The sequence below is a fragment of the Faecalibacterium sp. 9 genome, assembly GCF_048320955.1.
Classification (GTDB): domain Bacteria; phylum Bacillota; class Clostridia; order Oscillospirales; family Ruminococcaceae; genus Faecalibacterium; species Faecalibacterium wellingii.
Genome location: NZ_JBLWGB010000003.1, coordinates 562,538 through 584,452, shown reverse-complemented (window position 1 = coordinate 584,452; position 21,915 = coordinate 562,538). Strand labels below are relative to the sequence as shown.

19 protein-coding genes and 2 tRNA genes are annotated in these 21,915 nt (G+C 58.1%); 19 read left to right on the top strand and 2 right to left on the bottom strand.

Translation table 11 applies throughout. The features are described 5' to 3' along the window. Window positions 1-7 precede the first annotated feature (7 nt). From ACKXF9_RS15220 to ACKXF9_RS15190, 7 genes are all read left to right on the top strand, one after another. Window positions 8-871 carry a phage distal tail protein gene (locus tag ACKXF9_RS15220; protein WP_418266679.1) on the top strand — a complete coding sequence of 288 codons (864 nt, stop codon included), beginning with the start codon at window positions 8-10 and terminating at the stop codon, window positions 869-871. A gap of 11 nt (window positions 872-882) precedes the next feature. Next, complete coding sequence (locus tag ACKXF9_RS15215; protein WP_418266678.1) at window positions 883-1,875, top strand: siphovirus ReqiPepy6 Gp37-like family protein; 993 nt, start codon at window positions 883-885, stop codon at window positions 1,873-1,875. Window positions 1,876-1,883: 8 nt separating this feature from the next. Further along, window positions 1,884-2,960 carry a hypothetical protein gene (locus tag ACKXF9_RS15210; protein WP_418266677.1) on the top strand — a complete coding sequence of 359 codons (1,077 nt, stop codon included), beginning with the start codon at window positions 1,884-1,886 and terminating at the stop codon, window positions 2,958-2,960. A gap of 247 nt (window positions 2,961-3,207) precedes the next feature. Further along, window positions 3,208-3,378, top strand: a complete 171-nt coding sequence (locus ACKXF9_RS15205; protein ID WP_418266676.1) for a hypothetical protein — start codon at window positions 3,208-3,210, stop codon at window positions 3,376-3,378. 23 nt (window positions 3,379-3,401) lie between these two features. Then, entirely contained in the window at window positions 3,402-3,815 is a 414-nt protein-coding gene (locus ACKXF9_RS15200) for a YcbK family protein (RefSeq protein ID WP_418266675.1), read from the top strand. Window positions 3,816-3,829: 14 nt separating this feature from the next. Then, window positions 3,830-4,255, top strand: coding sequence for a phage holin family protein (locus tag ACKXF9_RS15195; RefSeq protein WP_242959314.1), 426 nt, complete (start codon window positions 3,830-3,832; stop codon window positions 4,253-4,255). Between the two features lie 6 nt (window positions 4,256-4,261). Further along, window positions 4,262-4,642: a hypothetical protein gene (locus tag ACKXF9_RS15190; protein ID WP_418266674.1), complete on the top strand. Its 381-nt coding sequence runs from the start codon at window positions 4,262-4,264 to the stop codon at window positions 4,640-4,642. 256 nt (window positions 4,643-4,898) lie between these two features. Here ACKXF9_RS15190 and ACKXF9_RS15185 read toward each other — a convergent pair. Continuing rightward, window positions 4,899-4,973 (bottom strand) — tRNA-Gly (locus tag ACKXF9_RS15185). A gap of 145 nt (window positions 4,974-5,118) precedes the next feature. Here ACKXF9_RS15185 and ACKXF9_RS15180 point away from each other — a divergent pair. The 10 genes from ACKXF9_RS15180 to ACKXF9_RS15135 all read left to right on the top strand — a co-directional run bounded on the left by ACKXF9_RS15180 (window position 5,119) and on the right by ACKXF9_RS15135 (window position 17,575). After that, on the top strand, window positions 5,119-5,814 hold the full coding sequence (locus ACKXF9_RS15180; protein WP_418266673.1) for a DNA alkylation repair protein: 696 nt from the start codon (window positions 5,119-5,121) through the stop codon (window positions 5,812-5,814). A 120-nt stretch (window positions 5,815-5,934) separates the two neighbouring features. Continuing rightward, a complete protein-coding gene (pyrH, locus tag ACKXF9_RS15175; RefSeq protein ID WP_249236923.1) occupies window positions 5,935-6,645 on the top strand; it encodes a UMP kinase in 711 nt (236 codons plus the stop codon). Window positions 6,646-6,725: 80 nt separating this feature from the next. Beyond that, complete coding sequence (frr, locus tag ACKXF9_RS15170; protein WP_249236924.1) at window positions 6,726-7,280, top strand: ribosome recycling factor; 555 nt, start codon at window positions 6,726-6,728, stop codon at window positions 7,278-7,280. Window positions 7,281-7,391: 111 nt separating this feature from the next. Beyond that, the gene (uppS, locus tag ACKXF9_RS15165) at window positions 7,392-8,105 is read left to right on the top strand and encodes a polyprenyl diphosphate synthase (RefSeq protein WP_339395133.1); all 714 of its coding nucleotides are present in this window, start codon (window positions 7,392-7,394) and stop codon (window positions 8,103-8,105) included. 112 nt (window positions 8,106-8,217) lie between these two features. Beyond that, complete coding sequence (locus ACKXF9_RS15160) at window positions 8,218-9,078, top strand: phosphatidate cytidylyltransferase (RefSeq protein ID WP_249236927.1); 861 nt, start codon at window positions 8,218-8,220, stop codon at window positions 9,076-9,078. A gap of 14 nt (window positions 9,079-9,092) precedes the next feature. After that, complete coding sequence (dxr, locus tag ACKXF9_RS15155; RefSeq protein ID WP_418266672.1) at window positions 9,093-10,244, top strand: 1-deoxy-D-xylulose-5-phosphate reductoisomerase; 1,152 nt, start codon at window positions 9,093-9,095, stop codon at window positions 10,242-10,244. Window positions 10,245-10,400: 156 nt separating this feature from the next. Then, window positions 10,401-11,513: a M50 family metallopeptidase gene (locus tag ACKXF9_RS15150; protein ID WP_418266671.1), complete on the top strand. Its 1,113-nt coding sequence runs from the start codon at window positions 10,401-10,403 to the stop codon at window positions 11,511-11,513. After that, the gene (gene ispG / locus ACKXF9_RS15145; RefSeq protein WP_275541415.1) at window positions 11,510-12,583 is read left to right on the top strand and encodes a flavodoxin-dependent (E)-4-hydroxy-3-methylbut-2-enyl-diphosphate synthase; all 1,074 of its coding nucleotides are present in this window, start codon (window positions 11,510-11,512) and stop codon (window positions 12,581-12,583) included. Before ACKXF9_RS15150 ends, ispG begins: the two co-directional genes overlap by 4 nt. A 14-nt stretch (window positions 12,584-12,597) precedes the next feature. Further along, window positions 12,598-13,212, top strand: a complete 615-nt coding sequence (gene fic, locus ACKXF9_RS15140) for a protein adenylyltransferase Fic (RefSeq protein ID WP_348583219.1) — start codon at window positions 12,598-12,600, stop codon at window positions 13,210-13,212. Window positions 13,213-13,321: 109 nt separating this feature from the next. Beyond that, complete coding sequence (locus ACKXF9_RS15135) at window positions 13,322-17,575, top strand: PolC-type DNA polymerase III (RefSeq protein ID WP_418266693.1); 4,254 nt, start codon at window positions 13,322-13,324, stop codon at window positions 17,573-17,575. Window positions 17,576-17,754: 179 nt separating this feature from the next. Here the strand turns inward: ACKXF9_RS15135 and ACKXF9_RS15130 are convergent, their stop codons facing one another. Further along, window positions 17,755-19,362, bottom strand: a complete 1,608-nt coding sequence (locus tag ACKXF9_RS15130) for an MBL fold metallo-hydrolase RNA specificity domain-containing protein (protein ID WP_249236936.1) — start codon at window positions 19,360-19,362, stop codon at window positions 17,755-17,757. A 345-nt stretch (window positions 19,363-19,707) separates the two neighbouring features. Between ACKXF9_RS15130 and typA the strand changes: the two genes are divergently transcribed. Further along, window positions 19,708-21,531: a translational GTPase TypA gene (gene typA / locus ACKXF9_RS15125; RefSeq protein WP_418266670.1), complete on the top strand. Its 1,824-nt coding sequence runs from the start codon at window positions 19,708-19,710 to the stop codon at window positions 21,529-21,531. A gap of 161 nt (window positions 21,532-21,692) precedes the next feature. Next, window positions 21,693-21,769, top strand: a tRNA-Asn gene (locus ACKXF9_RS15120). The last annotated feature ends 146 nt before the right edge of the window (window positions 21,770-21,915 follow it).

Genomic DNA, 21,915 nt, shown 5'->3' with positions numbered 1-21,915 from the left:
GGACACCGTGCTTTTTAAGGATCACCTCGAAATAGTCACCGACGCCGGTGCCGTCCTGCATCTGGGCTGGGACTACGACGCCCCTTACTTTCTCGACCCGCTGAACGGCATCGACGTGGATCTGCAGACCGCGCAGGGTGTCAATCAGGTGGGCGACACCGTGGAGGGGCAGAGCGTCTCCGGCGTGTCCCGCACCCTGTCGGTCGTGTTCTGGGGCAGGGATGCGTTGACCCGTGCAAGAGCTTTTACCAAAAAGCTGCCCTACTTCACCAAAGGCACCCTCTATTTTGGCGACCACTATTTCACCCGCTTCGTGCTGCAAAAGCTGCCCTATTTTTCCAGCTACACGCCGGACCCGCGCTGTGAGCTGATGCTCTACAGCGAGAAACCCTATTGGTACGACCTCAACGCCGTCAGCAGCGTGCTGGGCGGGTACGAGCCCGCCTTCCGCTTCCCGGTGTGCTACGACAGCCACATCTACGGCATCAAGCGGGACGGCACGGCGGCAGTGCTGCGCAACGAGGGCAGCCTGCCGGTGCCCTTCACGGCCACCTTGCGGTGCGACATGCCGGTGACACATCCCAAGGTGGTGGACCTGCAGACCGGGGCCTTCATCGGCTTTGACCTTACCCTGCAGCCGGACGAGACGCTGGAGATCTACCGCAGCACCTCTGACCGGCTGGCCTGCACCCTGACCCGGGCAGGCGTGACCGAGAATATCTTTGCAAAGCTGGACGAGGACAGCACCCTCACCGAATTGCAGCCCGGCGATAACGTGCTGAGTATGCAGGCCGAGAACGGCTCCGGCTACCTGCAGGCATCCGTGAGCTTTTACCCGATGGAGGCGGGCATCCTGCCCGAACCGCTATGAGAATAGACGTTTTGGACGCAGACACCCTTGCCCGCGTGGGTTATGTAAAAGTATGGCACTCCCTCTACTGGGACAGCCCCTATTACTCCGAGGGCAGTTTTACCCTTGAGGTGCGGCCCACCGAAGAAAATTTGCGACTTCTGCGGGAAGGCCGGTGGCTGGTGCGCAGCGACGAGAACCCCCGCATCCCCATGCGCATCTGCTCCCGCACCAACCAGAACGAGGACGCGAATTTGGTCGTGAGCGGCTACCCGGCGACATGGCTGCTGACCAAGCGGGTGTCTGCAGTGAGCATCAAGAACCAACCAGCGGAAGCCGCCATGCGCAGCCTTGTGAGCGCCGCCAAACCGTGGCCCCGCCTTGAGCTGGGCACCGAGTACGGCTTTGACACGGTCTTTGCCAAGCAGACCTCCGGCGGCACGGTGTTCGACTACTGCCAGACCATCGGGCAGGCCTGTGATCTGGGGTTCCGCATCGTGCTGGACGGCAAGGGCAGCAAGAAAAAGCTGCTCTTCGAGTGCTTCCGGCCCACCCTCGACCCGAACCGCAGATATAGCCCCCAGTGGGGCAATCTGCTAAATTCCGGGTGGAGCTTTGCCGACACCGATTACGCCAACGTGGCCCTTGTGCAGGGCGCAGGCGAGGGCGATAAGCGGGCCACCGTCTGGGTGGGTGACGTGGACGCCACCGGCTCCGATCGGCGGGAAATGTACATCGACGCCCGGGACGTGCAGCCGGAGGACGGCGAGACCAGCACCAGCCAGAGCTATCTGGAAAAGCTGGCTGACCGGGGCGGCGAAAAGCTGCTGAGCCAGCTGCGCACCGGGTCCATCGAGTTTGACGTGAACGACGACACCCTGCAGGTGGGCGATGTGCTGAGTGCCAGCCTGCCCCAGCTGGGCTACACCGCCATGGTGCGGGTAGCCGACATCATCACCCAGAGCGAGGACAGCGGCACCACCCGCACCATCCGGCTGGGCACGCCCACATGGCACAAGACTTAGGAGGACTTATGGCTGATATCATTACTTACCCCGAAAACGGCATCACCTACGACGCCGACGACGCTTCGGGCTTCCTCGCCACCCGCCTGAGCGGCGTATACAGCGCCGAGGAGGATTTCTCCGTCACGGCACAGGGCGGCCTGAGCGTACAGGTGAGCGCCGGTCAGGCATGGGTGCGCCCGGCGCGGTTCAAGGGCCGCAGCATCATCATGGAGCAGCCCACCACCGTGGTGCTCACCGAAGCGGACCCTGTGCGCAGCCGCATTGACCGCATCGTGCTGCGCTACGACGCCGCCGCCAAAAAGACCAGCCTGCAGGTGCTGGACGGCACCCCGGACTCCGCTGCCCCTGCGGCCCCGGAAATTTCACGCACCGAGCTGGTCTATGACCTCTGCCTTGCCGAGATCAGACGCCCCGCAGGCTCCACCGCTGTCACCGCCGCCGACATCACCGACACCCGCGCGGACGAGGCCGTCTGCGGCGTCATGCGGGACGGCGTGACGGGGATCCCCACCGCACAGCTGCAGGCGCAGGTAAAGGCCATGCTGGACAGCCTGCAGGCCGAGGTGGACAGCAGGAGCTTTTACACCAAAGCAGAGGCCGATGCAGAGCACGCAAAGCTGCAGGAGCAGCTAAACAATATCGGCTCGCTAACGTCGAGGCAGGTATATTGCCAGAGAGTTGCAAAAAGCATGACTATCCCGGATGATGTTGATTATGTCGTTCTTACAAACTCTGACTGCACCACCATAGACAACACATGCGCTGTTGTAGCGCGCGGAGGCAGTGCGTATGCTACATATGATGGCAAAACCGACAAGATTAAATTTGGGGCAGATGGCACGCTGACTGTGACTATCACCAGCGGGTACTATTTTGCAATGTCAAACGTTCTCGGTTTCCGGTACGAGGTTTCTGCCGCATTCCCGTGCTTAATCGGTACAATTGTCGTTTATATCTCGGAGTGGAATGGTACTACATCGGACCCCGTGCCTGACGGCACTGATTTTATTACTTTTTCAGCAAACACTGTAGCAGACGCACGGGAGAATCCCTATCAATCGGGGGCAATCCTATGCGTATAAGAATGGCCTGTCATTTAAGACCGACGGTACGATAGTAGCCAAGCAATACAGCAAAGGCGAATCTATTAAAGTCAACTGCTACAAGTACATGACTCCGAGCGAATGGAATGCGCACATGACCGAGTTGCAGTCCGCACAGGCCGACGCCGACGAGATGAACTTGGATCAGGCTTATCGCCTGACCCTTCTGGAGTTGAATGTCTCCGATACGGATGACACCGAGAACACCTGATAGGAGGAAAAGGCAATGAGCAAAGCAACGGAAATGGTTCTGTATCGCACCTGCAAGCGCATGATCGAGCGCGGCGGTACCGATGGTCTGGCGGAGAAGATCGATATCTTCTACGCCGCCAACAAGCTGACCGATGAACAGTACGCAGAACTGACCGAAATGCTGAACAAAAAGACCAGTGCCTGACCCCGTGAAAGGACGTGATACATATGGCGATCAAACAGTACAGCCTGAAGAAGGACGGCGCAAAGCAGCTCTCCCCCGCATTTCGCGTGCGGGAGTTCCGCTGCCGCGACGGCACCGACACCATCCTCATTGACGAGGGCCTTGTGGTGCTGCTGCAGTGCATCCGGGAGCACTTCGGCAAGCCTGTGACCATCACCAGCGGCTACCGCACCGCCAGTCACAACACGAGGGTGGGCGGCTCCAGATCCAGCCAACACCTGCTGGGCCGGGCCGCTGACATTCAGGTGCAGGACACCGACCCACTGGCCGTTGCCGCCTACGCCGAGAGCCTGATGCCCGGCTGGGGCGGCGTGGGCCGCTACCCGGTCAAGGCAGGCCGTGCAAAGGGCTGGGTGCACGTGGACACCCGCCCGAACAAGAGCCGGTGGACGCTGTGAGGGGGGGTGACTTTTTGAAAGATTATTTCTGCATGGCGGTGGGTGCGTTGGGCGCTGCGTTTGCCAGCCTGTTTGGCGGGTGGGACGCAGCGCTGCAGACGCTCATCATCTTTATGGCCATCGACTACATCACCGGGCTGATCGTGGCAGGAGTGTTCCATGCAAGCCCCAAGACCAAAAGCGGCACGCTGGAAAGCCGCGCAGGCTGGAAGGGCCTGTGCCGCAAGGGCGAAACACTGCTGATCGTGCTGGTAGCCTGCAGACTGGATGCCGTGATGGGTTCCACCTTTGTGCGGGATGCCGTTGTGATCGGCTTTATCTGTAACGAGACCATTTCCATCATTGAAAACGCGGGCTTGATGGGACTGCCGATCCCGGCAGCGATCACCAAGGCTGTGGACATTTTAAAGCAGCGCTCGGAAACCGAGCAGAAAGGATAAGCTCTTATGAATGAATTCCTGAAAGTCGCACTCACTGCCTGCATCCCCGCAATGACCGTCATTTTCGGCTGGGGCCTGAACAAAGGTGTCAGCATTGCAAACGGCTACATCAACAACAAGTTTGCGCAGACCTGTCTCCAGAATGCCGCCAACGCGGTGTTCAACGCTGTCCAGTATGTCAACCAGACCTACGTTGATGCCCTGAAGGAACAGGACAAGTTCGACGAGGCTGCCCAGCGCATCGCCTACAGCCGCGCACTGGCCGCTGCGAAGAAAGCCCTGACGCAGGAGACCATCAAGTTCATCAAGGAGACCTTTGGCGACCTCGACAGCTACCTGAAGCCTATGATCGAAGCGCAGGTGCGCAGCCAGAAGACCTATATGTGACCTATATGTGATGTTTGCGTGACCCCACGAAAACATTGACCATTTTCGGGACCTCACGAAAATGGCTGCAACAAAAACTTTCCTGAATCCATAGCATGAGAAAGGCTTCCTTTGACCAGAAACGGCCAGAGGAAGCCTTTTTTCTTTGCGTATTTCAGAAGCGCTTTCGGAACCTCAAAATATAAAACTGGGTCAAAAACTGGGTCAGAGTATAACAAAAGACGCTGATTCTTTACGAACCAGCGTCTAAAAATGGTGGAGCGGGCAATGGGAATCGAACCCACCTCCTCAGCTTGGAAGGCTGATATACTAGCCGATGTACGATGCCCGCATTTACGAACGATATTATAGCATGTTCCGGCGCAAATGTCCAGCCCAATTTTTGTATGTTCCTTAAAGCACCGGAAAAGAATGCCGGAACGGCCTTGCTTTTCCATACGGCTCTGCTACAATAGAAAAGAACGGAGGGAGAGAGGATGGAGCCGGAAGCAGAGATCATTCGTGCGCAGCTGTTTACCCTGCGGGATGAAGCATACCGCACCTTTCACAGTGCGTTGATGCCCACCGTGCCGCCGGAAACGGTGATTGGCGTGCGCGTTCCGGCTCTGCGCAGGCTGGCAAAACAGCTCGCGGGCACAGCGCAGGCAGAGGTGTTTTTACAGGCCCTGCCGCATGGATACTACGAAGAGAACAACCTCCACGCGTTCCTGATCGAGCTCATCCGGGACTACGACAGGGCGCTGGCTGAAACGGAAGCGTTCCTGCCCTACATCAACAACTGGGCCACCTGCGACTGCTTCTGCCCCAAAGTGTTTGCGAAGCACAAGACGGAGCTGCTGGTGCCCATTCGCCGCTGGCTGGATTCGGGTGAGGCATATACCGTGCGCTATGGCATGGAGATGCTGATGCGCTATTATCTGGATGATGCATTCCGGCCGGAATATCTGGAATGGGTGGCCGATGTGCGCAGCACGGAATACTATATCAATATGATGCGGGCATGGTATTTTGCCACAGCACTGGCAAAGCAGCCGGATGCCGCGCTGCCGTGGCTCACAGAAAAGCGGCTGGATCTGTGGACCCACAACAAAACCATCCAGAAAGCGATGGAAAGCCGCCGCATTCCGCCCGGAATGAAGCAGCTGCTGCGCGGTCTGCGCAGCCATTCATAAAAGCTTCCGGATTTCCGCGCAGATTTCCTGTTTACTTTATTCAGGTTTTATTGTAAAATATACTTGAATAACAATGCCGGGCATAGACCCGACGGAATATAAACAGGTGGTGTTTGGATTATGGCATTGAAATATCAGCGTATCCTTCTGAAGATCAGCGGCGAAGCACTGGGCGGCGAAAAGGGCATGGGTTTTGACGAACCCACCATGGACGCGATCTGCGGCGGCGTGAAGAAAGCACACGAGCTGGGCGTGCAGATCGGCATCGTGGTTGGCGGCGGCAACTTCTGGCGCGGCCGTTCCAGCGGCAAAATGGAGCGCACTCTGGCCGATAAGATCGGCATGCTGGCAACGGTGATGAATGCACTGGCTGTCTCCGACAAGCTGGAGCAGCTGGGTGTCCCCACCGAGGTGTTCACCTCCATCACCATGCCGCAGGTGGCACAGCCCTTTACGCGCAAGGAAGCCCTGCGCGCCATGGACGAGGGCAAGATCGCCGTGTTCGGCGGCGGCACCGGTAACCCGTTCTTCTCTACCGACACGGCTACCGCTCTGCGCGCTGTGGAAGTGAGCGCGGATGTAATGTTCAAGGCTACCATGGTGGATGGCGTCTACGATAAGGACCCCCACAAGTACCCGGATGCAAAGAAGTACGATACCCTTACCTTTACCAAGGTGCTGGAGGATCAGCTGGCTGTCATGGACGGCACTGCAGCGACCCTGTGCCGCGACAATAAGCTGCCCATCCTCGTGTTTGATCTGGCCGACCCGGACAACATTGCCCGTGCCGTGCAGGGCGAGAATGTGGGCACGCTGGTTTACGAGGGCTGAGAAGCCCGCAGCAGACATACATTATAGGGCAGGTGCTCTGCGCACCGCCCTGAGATAAAAAGGAACAGGAGACTACCACAATGAGCAGCAACACCAAGGTTTACGAAGAAAAGATGAAGAGCTCGGTCGAGCATCTCAGCCGCGAACTGGCCGCTGTGCGCGCAGGCCGCGCAAACCCCGCTGTGCTGGATAAGGTCAGCGTGGACTACTACGGTGCCCCCACGCCCATCCAGCAGGTGGCATCTGTGGCTGTTGCCGAGGCACGCACCCTGACCATCACTCCCTGGGACCGCACCCTGCTGCGCCCCATCAGCAAGGCCATCATGGCAAGCGATGTGGGCATCACCCCCATCGATGACGGCTCTACCATCCGGCTGAACTTCCCCGCTCCCACCGAGGAGCGCCGCAAGCAGCTGGCCAAGGAGGTCTCCAAACTGGGTGAGGATGCAAAGGTCGCCGTGCGCAACATCCGCCGCGAGGCAATGGACAAGGCCAAGGCAATGAAGAAGGCCGGCGAGCTGACCGAGGACAGCCAGAAGACCATGGAAGAGGATGTCCAGAAGCTGACCGACAAGTATATCAAGAACATTGATGCTGCAGTGGAAGAGAAGCAGAAGGAGATCATGTCCGTCTGATCGGCTGCATAAAGTCAAAAAGAACGCAAGGTGCCGTGCGCTGGTGAGGAGTTATGCTTCTGTGGTGCGCGGCACTTTTGTTGGAGGCGGTCTGACCGCCGGGAGGAAGGAATGGAGCATCCGAAAGAGTTTGCCGAGGGGCTTTCCATCGGCATCATTATGGATGGCAATGGCCGCTGGGCAAAAAACCGGGGCCTGCCCCGTACTGCGGGCCACAAAAAAGGCGCAGAGGTCTTCAGCGATATTGCCGACTACTGTGACGAACTGGGCGTTTCGTCGGTGTACTTCTATGCGTTTTCCACCGAGAACTGGAAGCGCCCGCTGGAAGAAGTCAACGCCATTATGCGGCTGTTCGGCGAATATCTGCTGAAAGGCTTTGACTATAAGAACCGCAACATCCGCATCAAATTCATGGGTGACCGCACCGTACTGGACCCGAAGCTGCAGGCGCTGATGGATCAGCTGGAAGCAGATTCCTCGGTCAAGACCGGCATGACTCTGAACATCGCCATCAACTACGGCGGCCGCCCGGAGATCGTGCGCGCTGCGCAGCGTCTGGCTGCAAGGGCAGCGGCCGGTGAGATCCGTCCGGAAGAGATCACCGAGCAGATGCTCAGCGACGCGATGTATACCGAAGGCCAGAAGGACCCGGACTTTATCCTGCGCCCCAGCGGAGAGAAGCGGCTCTCCAATTTCATGCTGTGGCAGGCAGCCTATTCCGAACTGGTGGAAATGGACGTTCTGTGGCCAGATTTCACCCGCAGCGATCTGGACGCCGCCATTGAGGAATTCAACCATCGTTCCCGCCGGTTTGGCGGACTGTAAACCCAAGACCTCCTGCACGCGGTGCAGGGACCGGACGGCCCGGCGGCTTCGCCGGAGCCAAACTTAATCCAGAGGGGTGCGGCGCCCGACCGGTGAAAAGGAGATCCAATCTATGAAAACACGTGTTATTACTGCGATCGTGGGCATCATCGTACTGATCGGCGTGATGTTCACCTTCAACACTCTGATCTTTAATCTGGTCATCGCGGCCATTACGCTGATCGCCATTCACGAGATCTACAGTGCCCTCGGCTTTGAAAAGAAGGACTGGCTGATGTATGCGGTGCTGGTGCCGTATACACTGCTGGTCATGACGAGCAACTATCAGGTCATGCGGCGGCTGGTGATGCCGATGTCCTTTCTGCTGGTCACGTTTTACGCCATCTATCTGGTGGTGCGCAACGGCACCATCAGCTATCAGAAGGCCAGCGGCCTGCTGATGTTCTCCGGCATCGTGATCTTCTGCTTCTATTCCTTTATCCGGCTCAAGGAACTGCTGCCGGTGGAGCAGTACGGCTACGATGCGGTGTTCTTTATCCTGCTCATCCTCTGCTTTGCCTGGGGCGGCGATACCTGTGCCTACTTTGCAGGCCGTGCCTTTGGCAAACATAAGCTCTGCCCGGTGGTCAGCCCCAAAAAGACCGTGGAGGGTGCCATTGGCGGCGTTCTGGGCACCATGGTGTTTGGTGTGATCATCACGCTGGTGTACTCGGTGGCAGCAAACCGGATGGAAGCCTTCACCCGCTCCAACATTGGCGTATCCATGTATGTGATCATTGCGCTGCTGGGCTGCGTGGCCGCGGTGCTGGGCATTTATGGCGACCTGTTTGCCAGTGTGGTCAAGCGCCAGTGCGGTATCAAGGATTACGGCACCATCTTCCCGGGCCACGGCGGCATTCTGGATCGTTTTGACAGTGTGATGTTCATTGCGCCCTTTGTGACCATGGTCATTACAGCGGTGTTCTACTATTAAGGGAGGAATGTGTGATGTCGAAAAGAATCACGCTGCTGGGTTCTACCGGCTCTATCGGCACCCAGAGTCTGGATGTGATCCGGGCTCAGGGGTACGAGGTGTTCGGCCTTTCCGCCCACAGCCATGTGGATAAAATTCTGCAGCAGATCGAGGAGTTCCATCCGCGTTATGTCTGCATGACCGATCCGGATGCAGCCCGCAGACTGGATGCAGAGCTTTCCGGTCGTGCAGATGCGCCCCGGCTGCTGATAGGGCCGGAGGGGCTCAAGCAGTTGGCCGCACTGGACGGCACCGATGTGGTGCTGAACAGCGTGGTGGGCATTGCGGGTCTGGGTGCCAGCCTGTGCGCCATTGAAAGCGGCCATGATCTAGCTCTTGCCAACAAGGAGAGCCTTGTCACCGGCGGTCATCTGGTCACACAGGCCGTGGCAAAGCATGGTGTAAAGCTGCTGCCGGTGGACAGCGAGCACTCTGCCATTTTCCAGTGCCTGCAGGATAAGGAGAGCGCCCCCAGCCTGACCAAGATCCTGCTCACGGCTTCCGGCGGGCCCTTCTTCGGGATGAAGACCGAGGAGCTGCGCGGCAAGACCAGAGCTGACGCCCTCAAGCACCCCAACTGGAACATGGGTGCAAAGATCACCATTGACTCTGCCACCCTGATGAACAAGGGTCTGGAGCTGATCGAGGCCGTGTGGCTGTTCGGCCTGCCGCCGGAAAAGATTCAGATCGTTGTCCAGCGCCAGAGCATCGTGCACTCGGCGGTGCAGTTCAGCGACAACTCAGTGATCGCACAGCTGGGCGTTCCGGACATGCGCATTCCCATCCAGTACGCCCTCACCTACCCCAAGCGGGTGCCGGGCGTCGTGCCGGAGCTGGACTTTGCCGCGCTGAAGGTGCTCACCTTTGATGTGGCGGACGACGAGACCTTCCGGTGTCTTGCCGCCTGCAAAAAGGCCATCCGGAAGGGCGGCCTGGGCCCCTGCGCCGCCAACGGTGCCAACGAGGAAGCCGTCAGGCTCTTCCTTGAGGACAAGATCGGTTTCCTCGACATTGGCCGTCTGGTGGAGGCAGTCGTGGACAGCGACAGCTTTGGCGGGGACTATACCCTCAGCGATGTGTACGAGTGTGACCGTATGGCACGGGAATTTGTAAGAGCGCACTTATAAAAACCCTCTCAGCCTCACTGCGTTCGGCAGCTCTCCCGAAGGGAGAGCTTTCAAAAAGCGTAAGGCCAGATGTGCAAAAGCTCCCCCTTCGGGGGAGCTGGCAGGGCGGCAGCCCTGACTGAGAGGGGTTCCGACTTTTCAGCTTTAGGAGACGCAATGTCAATTTTCATTACCCTGATCGCCGCACTGATCGTGTTCAGCGCGGTGATCGCCATACACGAATTCGGGCACTTTGCGGTGGCAAAGCTCTGCGGCATTCAGGTCAACGAGTTTTCCATCGGCATGGGTCCGGCTCTGTGGAAGAAGATCTATAAGGGCACTCAGTACAGTCTGCGTGCATTGCCGGTAGGCGGCTATGTGGCGCTGGAGGGCGAGGAAAGCCCCGAGAGCCAGCAGGCCGAAGCAGCCCGTGACGAGCGGGAAGCAGAGACCGCAAGCCCCATCCCGCCGGAGCAGCGCACCGGCATCCCTTTGAACGATGCCCCGGTATGGCAGCGTGCCTTGGTGATGGCGGCAGGTGCCTTCATGAATTTTGTGCTGGGCTTTGTGGTGCTGGTCATTCTTGTGGCAGCGCAGGAAGGCCCCATCACCAGCAGGGTCATCTACTCCATTGAGGGCAGCGCCCTCTGCGGTCAGACCGGCCTGCAGGCGGGCGATGAGATCGTTGCCGTGAACGGCAGACGCTGCTTTGTGGCCAATGACATCCTTTATGAGCTGGTGCGCACCGAACAGTACCGCGCCCGGTTCACCGTGAAGCGGGACGGCCAGAAGGTGGAACTGCCGGACGTGCAGTTCGACACCTGGCAGGATGAGGACGGCCAGACCCATATGACCCTTGGCTTTACGGTGTACGGCATCAAAAAAACACCGCTCAATGTGTTAAAAGAAGCATGGAACAGCACCCTGTACTACGGACGCATCGTGTTTACCTCGCTGGCAGACCTTGTGCGCGGACGCGAGAGCATCAACAATCTGTCCGGCCCGGTGGGTATCGTGACAGCGATCGGTCAGGCGGCAAGCTACGGCTGGCAGGATCTGCTGGAGCTGCTGGCCCTCATCACCATCAATCTGGGCGTGTTCAATCTGCTGCCCTTCCCGGCACTGGATGGCGGCAAGGTGGTATTTTTGATCATTGAGGGCATTACCGGCCATGCAGTGCCGGAAAAGCTGCAGGGCACACTGACCATTGCGGCCTTTGCACTGCTGTTTGGCCTGATGCTCTTTGCAACCTATAATGATATCATCCGGCTTGTGACCGGTGTAATGTGAGCAAAAACAGAAAGGGAAGCTTTATGCGGCAGTTAAAACGGGAAGTGAAGATCGGCAATGTGACCATCGGCGGCAAAAATCCGGTTGCGGTGCAGACGATGCTCAACGTGCCGGTGGAGGATATTGAGGGCAATGTGGCGCAGGCAAAGCGGTGCGAAGCTGCTGGCTGTCAGATCCTGCGCGTGACCTGCCCCAGCCCGGCGGATGCAAAGTGCATCGAAGCCGTCAAGAATGCGGTGAACATCCCCATTGTGGCAGACATCCATTTTGACTACAAGGCGGCTCTGGCCTGCGCAGATGTAGGCGTGGATAAGATCCGCATCAACCCCGGCAACATCGGCGACGATGACCGGGTGAAGGCTGTGGTGGATGCCTGTCAGCGCAAGAACATTCCCATCCGCATCGGCGTGAATGGCGGCAGTCTGGAAAAGCACATCCTTGCAAAATATGGCGCACCCACGCCGGAGGCCATGGTGGAGAGTGCACTGTACCATGTGCGCCTGCTGGAAAAATTCGATTTCAACAACATCGTCATTTCCATCAAGAACTCCAATGTGCCCCGCATGATGGAGGCCTACCGCCAGCTCAGCGCTGTCACGGATTACCCGCTCCATGTGGGTGTTACCGAGGCGGGTACCTACCAGATGGGTCTGCTGAAAAGCGGCATGGGCATCGGCGGAATGCTGCTGGAAGGCATTGGCGATACCATCCGCGTCTCGCTGGCCGCAGAGCCGGAAAAGGAAGTGGAAGCGGGCTACAACATCCTGCGCGCCGTGGGCTTCCCGGTAGCAGGCCCGGAGGTCATCACCTGCCCCACCTGCGGCCGCACCCAGTATCCCTGCACCGAGATCGCCAATGAGGTGGAAAAGCGGCTGCAGGGCTGCAAAAAATCCATCAAGGTGGCCGTGATGGGCTGCGTGGTCAACGGCCCCGGTGAAGCCCGCGAAGCAGACATCGGCATTGCCGGCGGCAAGGGCGAGGCGGTGCTGTTCATCCACGGCAAGCCCATCAAAAAGCTGACCGGAGACAACATCCTGGATCAGTTCATGGATGAGATCTATAAACTGTAAAGTGGGAGAATGATATGGCACTGCAAAATAAACTGGGCCTGACCGATGAACTGGAGCTTGCCCGTGAAGAGGAAAGGATCAGCAAACAAAAGGCGCTGGCTCTGTATGATACGGGTTTGCTGGATACTTTTCCGGTAGGAACATTTGCAGGCCTTGCAATGATCCATAAATATCTGTTTGAAGATATCTATGAATTTGCCGGTCAGATGCGCACCGTAAACATCGCAAAGGGAAATTTCCGCTTTGCACCGGTTATGTATCTGCGCCCGGCACTGGAAAGCATTGACCGGATGCCGCAGTCCACGTTTGATGAAATTATTGAAAAATATGTGGAAATGAACGTGGCGCACCCTTTCCGGGAAGGCAATGGCCGCAGTACCCGTATCTGGCTGGACTGCATCCTGAAAAAAGAACTGCATCAGGTGGTGGATTGGAGCCGCGTGGATAAAAGCGACTATCTGATGGCCATGGAGCGCAGTCCGGTGAAAGATTTGGAAATCAAGGTACTGCTGCATAAAGCACTGACGGAACAGATCAATGACCGTCAGGTGTATATGAAGGGTATTGATGCAAGCTATCATTATGAGGGCTACCAGATTTTCAGAACAGAGGAACTTGCAAAGAAATAAAACCACATTTTTGCTGCCACACCTGCAAAAAGCGGGTGCGGCAGTTTGTGCTGTATAAAAAGGAGTACCATTTGTGACACCACTCGTATCCAACCTGTGGCCGCAGTTCATGGTGGACCCGGCATTTGCGGCCTGCTTCGGGCAGGTCATTGTGGAGCATGCGCAGATGCTGCGGCAGGAGCGGCAGGTCATCTTTACCCTGCGCAGCGGTGCGCCGCTGGACAAAGATCTCTGTGCCCGGCTGCTGGCATCCCTGCAGCCGGATTATGAGGGCTTTGAGCTGCGCATCCAGAACCTGTTTGGCTATGCCATGCTGGACGAAGCGGCCCTGCGCGATCTGATGGAAGAGATGAAGCGGGACGGCGTGCCCATCAACGGCTTTCTGGACCGGTGCAAGATCAACATCATCGGACAGAAGATCACCATCGGCGTATGCCATGGCACCAAGTTTTTGCAGGAAATGCACTTTGAAAAGCTGCTGGCAGAGCGCATTGCGGCCCACACCGGGGTAACGCCGCAGGTAACGCTGCAAAGCGCTGTAAGCGAAGCCGAGCAGCACCAGATGGAAGAAAAGCTGGAGCGCAAGATCGCGCCACCGGTGGTCAAGTTTGAGAAAAAGAACACAGCACCGTCCATCAAGGTGGATGGTCTGGACCTGACCGATAAGCCCGTCACCATTTTCCACGGCAAGATGTTCACCCCCAAGAACCTCACCCCGCTGAAAGACCTTGGCGGCGAGGGCGGCAAGTGCACGATCTGGGGCGATGTGTTCTTCTCGGAGGTCAAGGGAAACTTCCGCAAAATTTATACCGTATCCATCACCGATTATCAGGGTTCCATCAACCTGAAGATCCGCGCGCAGGAAGGTGAGGACTGCTCCAAGTGGGAGAGCCTTGGCAAAGGCACCACCCTCATCGTGCGCGGCGACTGCTCCTACGACAAGTACGAACACGATTATATCGTCTACCCCTACGATGTGCTCATCGTGGAGCGCAAAAAGCGGGAGGATACCGCACCGGAGAAGCGGGTGGAGCTGCATCTGCACACCAAGCTTTCCAGCATGGATGGCTTCTGCGACCCCGGCGGCATCGTCAAGCTGGCCCACCGCATGGGGCATCCGGCCATTGCCATCACCGACCACGGTGTGTGTCAGGGCTATCCGGAAGCCATGCTGGCAGCGGACGATATCCATAAATCCGATCCGGATTTCAAGTTGATCTATGGATGCGAAGCCTACTTTGTGGACGACATGATCCCCTGCGTGTACGGCGTGAAGGATCAGCCGCTGGACGGGGAGTTCTGTGTCTTTGATACCGAGACCACCGGCCTTGACCCGGGCGTGGAGTATATGACCGAGATCGGTGCCGTCATCGTGAAAAACGGCGAGGTGGTGGAGGAATTTGACACCTTTGTCAAGCCCGGCAAGCCCATCACCCCCAAGATCACCGAGCTGACCGGCATCACCAACGAAATGGTGGCGGATGCTCCCGGCGAAAAGGAAGCGCTGGAAGCCTTCCTCAAATTTGCGGGAGACCGCATCCTTGTGGGCCACAACGTCCACGCCTTTGATATGCGTTTCCTGCGCGCCGCCGCCAAGCGCAGCGGCATCAGGCTGGAGCCGACCTATATCGACACCCTGACCATGGCGCAGGCCATGTACCCCGGCCTGCACAATTACAAGCAGGGCACCATCAACAAGCATCTGGAGCTGCCTGCCTACGAGGCCCACCGTGCCTGTGAGGACTCTGCCGCGCTGGGCCGTATCTTTGGTGTCATGCTGAAGGATCTGGAAGAAAAACAGGTAGCAAAGGTCAGTGAGATCAACACCGGCCTTGGCGGCAACCGCGAGGTGCTGAAAAAGAAGTATTACCACCTCATCATTCTGGTCAAGAACCAGATGGGCCTGAAAAATCTGTACAAGATCGTCAGCGAAGCCCATGTGAACTACTTTTTCAAAAAGCCCCGGGTGCCCCGGAGCCTTTTGAACAAATACCGGGACGGCCTGCTGCTCACTTCCGCCTGCGAAGCCGGCGAGCTGTACCGGGCCATCGTGGATGGCACCAGCTACGAGGAACTGAAAAAGATCGCCGCCTACTACGACATCCTTGAGATCCAGCCGCTGGGCAACAACGCCTACATGGTGCGGGATGGCAAGGTGGACAGCGAAGAGGACATCAAAAACTTCAACCGCACGGTCATCAAGCTGGGCGAAGATCTGCACAAGCCGGTCATTGCCACTGGCGACGTGCACTTTACTGAGCCGGAGGATGCGGCGTACCGTGCCGTGCTGCAGGCGGGCAACGGCTTCAAGGATGCGGACAACCAGCCGCCCCTGTTCTTCCGCACCACGCAGGATATGCTGGCACAGTTCTACTACCTGCCCAAGGAAAAAGCCTACGAGGTGGTGGTGAAGAACCCCCGCAAGATCGCGGCGATGATCGACAACAATGTACGTGCCATCCCGCGCGGCACCTACCCGCCCAGTATCGAGGGCGCAGAGCAGCAGCTGCGCGATGCTACGTGGGAACACGCCAAGCGTGATTACGGTGATCCCCTGCCCGAGATCGTGGAAAAGCGGCTGCAGAAGGAACTGGACTCCATCTGCGGCCATGGCTACGCCGTGCTGTACGTCATTGCGGTCAAGCTGGTGGCCTACTCCAACGCGGGCGGCTATCAGGTGGGCAGCCGTGGTTCGGTCGGCTCATCGGCCGTGGCCCACTTCTCCGGCATCTCGGAGGTGAACAGCCTGCCGCCCCACTATCGCTGCCCCAAGTGCAAGCACAGCGAGTTCATCACCGATGGCAGCGTGGATGACGGCTTTGACCTGCCGGATAAAAACTGCCCTAACTGCGGCACCCGGATGCTGGTGGACGGCCACGACATCCCCTTCGAGACCTTCCTCGGCTTCTACGGCGACAAGGAGCCGGATATCGACCTGAACTTTTCCGGCGAGTACCAGTCCAACGTGCACCGCTACACCGAGGAGCTGTTCGGCAAGGCCAATGTGTTCAAGGCAGGCACCGTATCCGGTATTCAGGACAAGACCGCCTACGGCTATGTGAAAAAGTATCTGGACGAGCGCGGCCGCACGGTGAACCACGCCGAGGAGAACCGCCTGACTCTGGGCTGCACCGGCGTCAAGCGCACCACGGGCCAGCACCCCGGCGGCATGGTCGTTGTGCCAGACACCTACGAGATCTACGATTTCTGCCCTATCCAGCATCCGGCGGACGACGTGGCGGGCGGCCTGTTGACCACACACTTCGAGTTCAAGTATCTGCACGACACCCTGCTCAAGCTGGACGAGCTGGGCCACGATATGCCCACCTTCTACAAGTATTTTGAGGAGTACACCGGTATCCCCATCGACAGCATCCCCATGAACGACCCCAAGGTGTACAGCCTGCTGACCAGCCCGGAAGCGTTGGGCGTGACCCCGGAACAGATCGACAGCCAGACCGGCACCTTCGGCATCCCGGAAATGGGTACCAACTTCGTGCGCGGTATGCTGGTGGAGGCACGCCCCAAGAACTTTTCCGAACTGATCCAGATCTCGGGCCTGTCCCACGGCACCGATGTGTGGACCGGCAACGCGGACGAGCTGATCCGCAGCGGCACCTGCACCATTGCGGAGGTCATTGGCTGCCGTGACAGCATCATGCTGTACCTGCTGCGCAAGGGTCTGGAGCCCAAGATGGCCTTTGATATCATGGAGGCTGTGCGTAAGGGCAAGGTAGCCAAGGGCGGCTTCAAGGATGGCTGGGAGGAAGCCATGCGGGAGCACGAGGTGCCGGACTGGTACATCGAGAGCTGCCGCAAGATCAAGTATATGTTCCCCAAGGCCCATGCTGTGGCCTACCTGATGTCGGCCATCCGCCTGATGTGGTTCAAGATCTACCGCCCGCCGGAGTTCTATGCCGTGTACTTTACCGTGCGCGGCGATGATATCGACTACGAGGCTGCTGTGGGCGGTGCGGCAGTGGCCCGTGCCCACATGGAGGAAGTCAAGCGCCGCCTGAAGGAAGAGAAGAACGCCAAGGACGAGGATGTGCTGGTCAGCCTGCAGCTCGTCAACGAGATGCTGGTGCGCGGCTACGAGTTTTTGCCCATTGAGCTGGGCAAGAGCCGCGGCTCCAAGTATGTGGTGGAGGACGGCAAGGTGCGCCTGCCCTTCTGTGCACTGAAGGGTCTGGGCGGTGCCGCCGCCGAAGCGCTGGAACGTGCCACCATCCACGGTGAAGAGTATATCTCGGTGGAGGAGCTGCAACAGGCGTCCGGCGTCGGCAGCAGCATTCTGGACCGCCTGCGTCAGGTGGGCGCTCTGGGCGACCTGCCGGAAAGCAGTCAGGTGAGCTTTTTCTGAAAGACGACACAAAATGATATGTCCCCCGGAGCAGGCAGAGCAAAACAAAAACTCTGCACGCTCCGGGGGTATTTTTACGTCAGGGAAGAACGGCCATGGACTGGGCAGACACCGGTTTGCACAAAAAATTCGCCGTTCCTTTGTAGAAACGGCGAACATTGTTCTTGTATTGTTTTGCCTTATCGATCCCACTTGTCGCACAGAGCGTTGATCTGGTCGGCAAACTTTGCCAGATCCTTGTTGGCACCGCCCTCGTTGTGCTCAATGACACGCAGCAGGCGCTTGCCGGCACTGACCAGCCGCTGGAACACGCTGGCGGCACGGCTCTGCCCTTCGGATGCCTTGTGCTCAATGCGCACCCGGGAGCCCTCCTGCAGACAGACAGCACCCTCGGCACCAATGGCCCACTGTGCCCCATTGTAGGGTGCGCAGGCGGTAAAGCCCTGTTCGGTCAGGGTCTCCACAAAGCGATCCTCGGTCTCGTCGTCACCGTGCATCACAAATACCCGCTTCGGCTTCTGCTCAAAGGCACCCACCCAGCGCAGCAGGCCCTCCCTGTCCGCATGGCCGGACATTCCGGTGAGCTGGCAGATCTCCGCCTGTACCTCAATGGGCTCACCGAACAGCTTGACGTTGACTGCGCCATCAATGAGGGTGCGGCCCAGCGTGCCCACCGCCTGATAGCCCACGAACAGGATCGTGCACTCCGGACGCCACAGGTTATGCTTGAGGTGATGGCGGATGCGGCCCGCTTCGCACATGCCGCTGGCCGAGAGGATGACCTTGGGCACACGGTCTGCGTTGATCATACGGGATTCATCACTGGTCACGGTCACCCGCAGGCCCGGAAGCGCAATGGGGTCAATGCCTTTTGCCAGCATGGCCCGGGTCTCTTCGTCAAAGCACTCCATGTCGGTATCCCGGAAGATCCGCGTTGCTTCAATGGCAAGCGGGCTGTCGATATACACCGGGAAATTGCCGTGGCCTTTGACCAGCCCTTTTTCCTTGATCTCACGGATAAAGTAGAGCATCTCCTGCGTGCGGCCCACCGCAAAGCTGGGAATGACCACATTGCCGCCGCGGTCAAAGGTGCGCTGCAGGATCTTTGCCAGCTCGTTCACATAATCCGGCTTTGGACCGTGGCTGCGGTCGCCATAGGTGGACTCCATAAAGACATAGTCCGCCTCTTTGATGTAGGTGGGGTCCCTGATGATGGGCTGGTCCGTATTGCCAATATCGCCGGAGAACACCAGTTTTGTGGTATTTTCGCCCTCGGTGATCCACAGCTCGATGCTGGCCGAGCCCAACAGATGGCCCACATCCACAAAGCGCGCCTCAATGCCCGGCGCCAGCTCCACGCGCTGTTCATAGTTTACTCCCCTGAACAGCTTCATGGCCGCTTCGGCGTCCTGTACGGTATACATGGGCTCCACCGGCTCTGCACCGGAACGCTGGCCCTTGCGGTTTTTCCATTCGGCTTCAAATTCCTGAATATGGGCCGAGTCCCGCAGCATGATGCCGCACAGCTCCACCGTAGGGTTCGTAGCATAGATGTTGCCCCGGAAGCCGTTGCGCACCAGCAGCGGCAGCATACCGGTATGGTCGATATGGGCATGGGTAGCCAGCACCCAGTCGATTTCCCCGGGAGCAACCGGGATGGGCTGGTTTTCGTAGACATCCTTGCCCTGCTCCATGCCGCAGTCGATCAGAAAGCGCCGTCCGGCCGCTTCGATCAGCGTACAGCTACCGGTGACCTCATGGTTCGCGCCCAGAAACGTGATCTTCATAAAAACACCTCCGGTTTTGCAGCATTTTATCGGTACTTCTCCGGGCTGAGGGCCGGGAGTTTTCCCAGCGAATGATCCGAGGGTGGGAGCTGGAAGCCCCGAAATTTTGCGGGAAAAGCCCCCGGCTCGCAACCCCGTTCTCCGCATTTTGCTTTTGCACCCTTAGTATAGCATATTTTCAAGGAACACGCCGCACAAATCACGCCGCTTTTCTCGGGCATTCTGCCGAAAGACTGAAAAAATTTTTATACAATCTTGACAAACCACCCTCTTCTGTTATAAACTTAGGATTGTATGACGTTCGTTCGTATTTTATGAGTTTTAATAATAGAGAGGTTGAATTTTATGGTTCGTAACGATTTGCGCAACGTTGCCATTATCGCTCACGTTGACCACGGCAAGACCACCCTGGTGGACGCAATGCTGCGTCAGAGCGGCGCGTTCCGCGACAATCAGGTCGTGGCTGAGCGCGTCATGGACAGCGGCGATATCGAGCGTGAGCGCGGCATCACCATTCTGGCCAAGAACTGCTCCTGCACCTACAAGGGCGTCAAGATCAACATCGTCGATACTCCGGGCCATGCCGACTTCGGCGGCGAGGTCGAGCGCGTGCTGAAGATGGTCAACGGCGTTCTGCTGCTGGTGGATGCTGCCGAGGGCTGCATGCCCCAGACCCGTTTCGTGCTGCAGAAGGCTCTGCAGCAGAACCTGAGCCTGGTGGTGGCCATCAACAAGATCGACCGTCCCGATGCCCGCATCAAGGAAGTCATCGATGAGGTGCTGTACCTGCTGATGGATCTGGGTGCCACCGATGAGCAGCTGGACTGCCCCATGCTGTTCTGCTGCGGCCGTGATGGCACCGCAAGCCTGGACCCGGATGTGCCCGGCACCGACCTGATCCCCCTGTTCGATACTCTGTTGAGCACCATCAAGCCGCCCGAGGGCGACCCCGAGGCTCCCTTCCAGATGCTGGTGTCCTCTGTGGACTACAACGACTTTGTGGGCCGCATTGGCATCGGCCGCATCCAGAACGGCGTTGCCAAGGTGGGCGAGGAAGTTGTCGTCTGCGACTGGCACAATCAGGATCTGAAGATGCGCGGCCGTCTGACCAAGCTGTACGACTTCCAGGCCAATGGCCGTCAGCCCTGCGATAACATCACCGCCGGCGATATCGTGGCCTTCTCCGGCCTGCCCGATGTGACCATCGGCAACACCCTGTGCAGCCCCTCCAATGTGGAGCCGCTGCCCTTTGTGAAGATCAACGACCCCACCGTGGAAATGACCTTCTCCGTCAATGACAGCCCGCTGGCCGGCCGTGAGGGCAAGTACGTTACCAGCCGTCAGATCCGTGACCGTCTGCAGAAGGAACTGCTGAAGGACGTTGCTCTGAAGGTGGAGGATTCTGCCACTACCGATTCCTTCCGCGTTATGGGCCGTGGCGAAATGCATCTGTCCATCCTGATCGAGACCATGCGCCGCGAAGGTTATGAGCTGCAGGTCTCTCCCCCGCACGTTCTGACCAAGGTCATCGACGGTAAGACCTATGAGCCTATGGAGCACGTTGTCATCGATGTGCCCACCCAGTATCAGGGCGCTGTCATGACCGGTCTGGGCCAGCGCAAGGCTATCCTGCAGCAGATGGAATCTCTGGGCACCGACCGTGTGCGTCTGGAGTTCCGTATGCCCAGCCGCGGCCTGTTCGGCTACCGCAACCAGTTCCTGACCGATACCCACGGCGAAGGTATTCTGAACCAGATCTTCGACGGCTACGATGTCTGGGCCGGCATGATCGCCAATCGCTCCACCGGTTCTCTGGTCAGCTTTGAGACCGGCGAGGCCGTCACCTACGGTCTGTTCAACGCACAGCAGCGCGGTACTCTGCTGGTGGGCGCCGGTGAGAAGGTCTACGAAGGCATGGTCATCGGCTACACCGCTTCCGGCGAGGATGTGGATGTCAACGTCTGCAAGACCAAGCACCTGACCAACACCCGTGCATCCGGTTCCGACGACGCCCTGCGCCTGATCCCCATCAGCAAGCTGAGTCTGGAAGGCTGTCTGGAGTTCCTGGCACAGGATGAGCTGCTGGAGGTCACCCCCGAGAATCTGCGCATCCGCAAGCAGATCCTGAACCACGAGCAGCGCATGAAGGCCAAGAGCAAGCTGAAGTAAGCGTTCTGTTCCCTTATATAATATGTATTTCCCGCCCTGCAGCGTTTCTAAAACGCCGCAGGGCTTTTTGTTTTTGCAAAAAATTTCTGGTTTTGTAAAAAAGGGCTTGCAAAAGGCATTCTTATGCGGTATAATATCTCTCGCAGTCACAGCTGTGATCTGCCTCTTTAGCTCAGTCGGTTAGAGCACCTGACTGTTAATCAGGGTGTCGCCTGTTCGAGTCAGGCAAGAGGCGCCAAAGCGGAGCAATGTTCCTTGCGGACATTGCTCTTTTTGTTTGTATCATATCCGGCAGCTGATGCCGCATGGATTTTCCCCTCCGCCCCACCATCTCCGGTCTTTGTCCACAGCCCCGAAAAAAGCAGCATCTATGCAGAAAAAAGC

Excerpts from the sequence above, each read along its gene's own strand:
- ACKXF9_RS15210 (WP_418266677.1), top strand. The coding sequence starts at position 1,884 with ATGGCTGATATCATTACTTACCCCGAAAACGGCATCACCTACGACGCC.
- ACKXF9_RS15205 (WP_418266676.1), top strand. The coding sequence starts at position 3,208 with ATGAGCAAAGCAACGGAAATGGTTCTGTATCGCACCTGCAAGCGCATG.
- ACKXF9_RS15200 (WP_418266675.1), top strand. The coding sequence starts at position 3,402 with ATGGCGATCAAACAGTACAGCCTGAAGAAGGACGGCGCAAAGCAGCTC.
- ACKXF9_RS15190 (WP_418266674.1), top strand. The coding sequence starts at position 4,262 with ATGAATGAATTCCTGAAAGTCGCACTCACTGCCTGCATCCCCGCAATG.
- ACKXF9_RS15180 (WP_418266673.1), top strand. The coding sequence starts at position 5,119 with ATGGAGCCGGAAGCAGAGATCATTCGTGCGCAGCTGTTTACCCTGCGG.
- pyrH (WP_249236923.1), top strand. The coding sequence starts at position 5,935 with ATGGCATTGAAATATCAGCGTATCCTTCTGAAGATCAGCGGCGAAGCA.
- frr (WP_249236924.1), top strand. The coding sequence starts at position 6,726 with ATGAGCAGCAACACCAAGGTTTACGAAGAAAAGATGAAGAGCTCGGTC.
- uppS (WP_339395133.1), top strand. The coding sequence starts at position 7,392 with ATGGAGCATCCGAAAGAGTTTGCCGAGGGGCTTTCCATCGGCATCATT.
- ACKXF9_RS15160 (WP_249236927.1), top strand. The coding sequence starts at position 8,218 with ATGAAAACACGTGTTATTACTGCGATCGTGGGCATCATCGTACTGATC.
- dxr (WP_418266672.1), top strand. The coding sequence starts at position 9,093 with ATGTCGAAAAGAATCACGCTGCTGGGTTCTACCGGCTCTATCGGCACC.
- ACKXF9_RS15150 (WP_418266671.1), top strand. The coding sequence starts at position 10,401 with ATGTCAATTTTCATTACCCTGATCGCCGCACTGATCGTGTTCAGCGCG.
- fic (WP_348583219.1), top strand. The coding sequence starts at position 12,598 with ATGGCACTGCAAAATAAACTGGGCCTGACCGATGAACTGGAGCTTGCC.
- ACKXF9_RS15135 (WP_418266693.1), top strand. The coding sequence starts at position 13,322 with ATGGTGGACCCGGCATTTGCGGCCTGCTTCGGGCAGGTCATTGTGGAG.
- ACKXF9_RS15130 (WP_249236936.1), bottom strand. The coding sequence starts at position 19,362 with ATGAAGATCACGTTTCTGGGCGCGAACCATGAGGTCACCGGTAGCTGT.
- typA (WP_418266670.1), top strand. The coding sequence starts at position 19,708 with ATGGTTCGTAACGATTTGCGCAACGTTGCCATTATCGCTCACGTTGAC.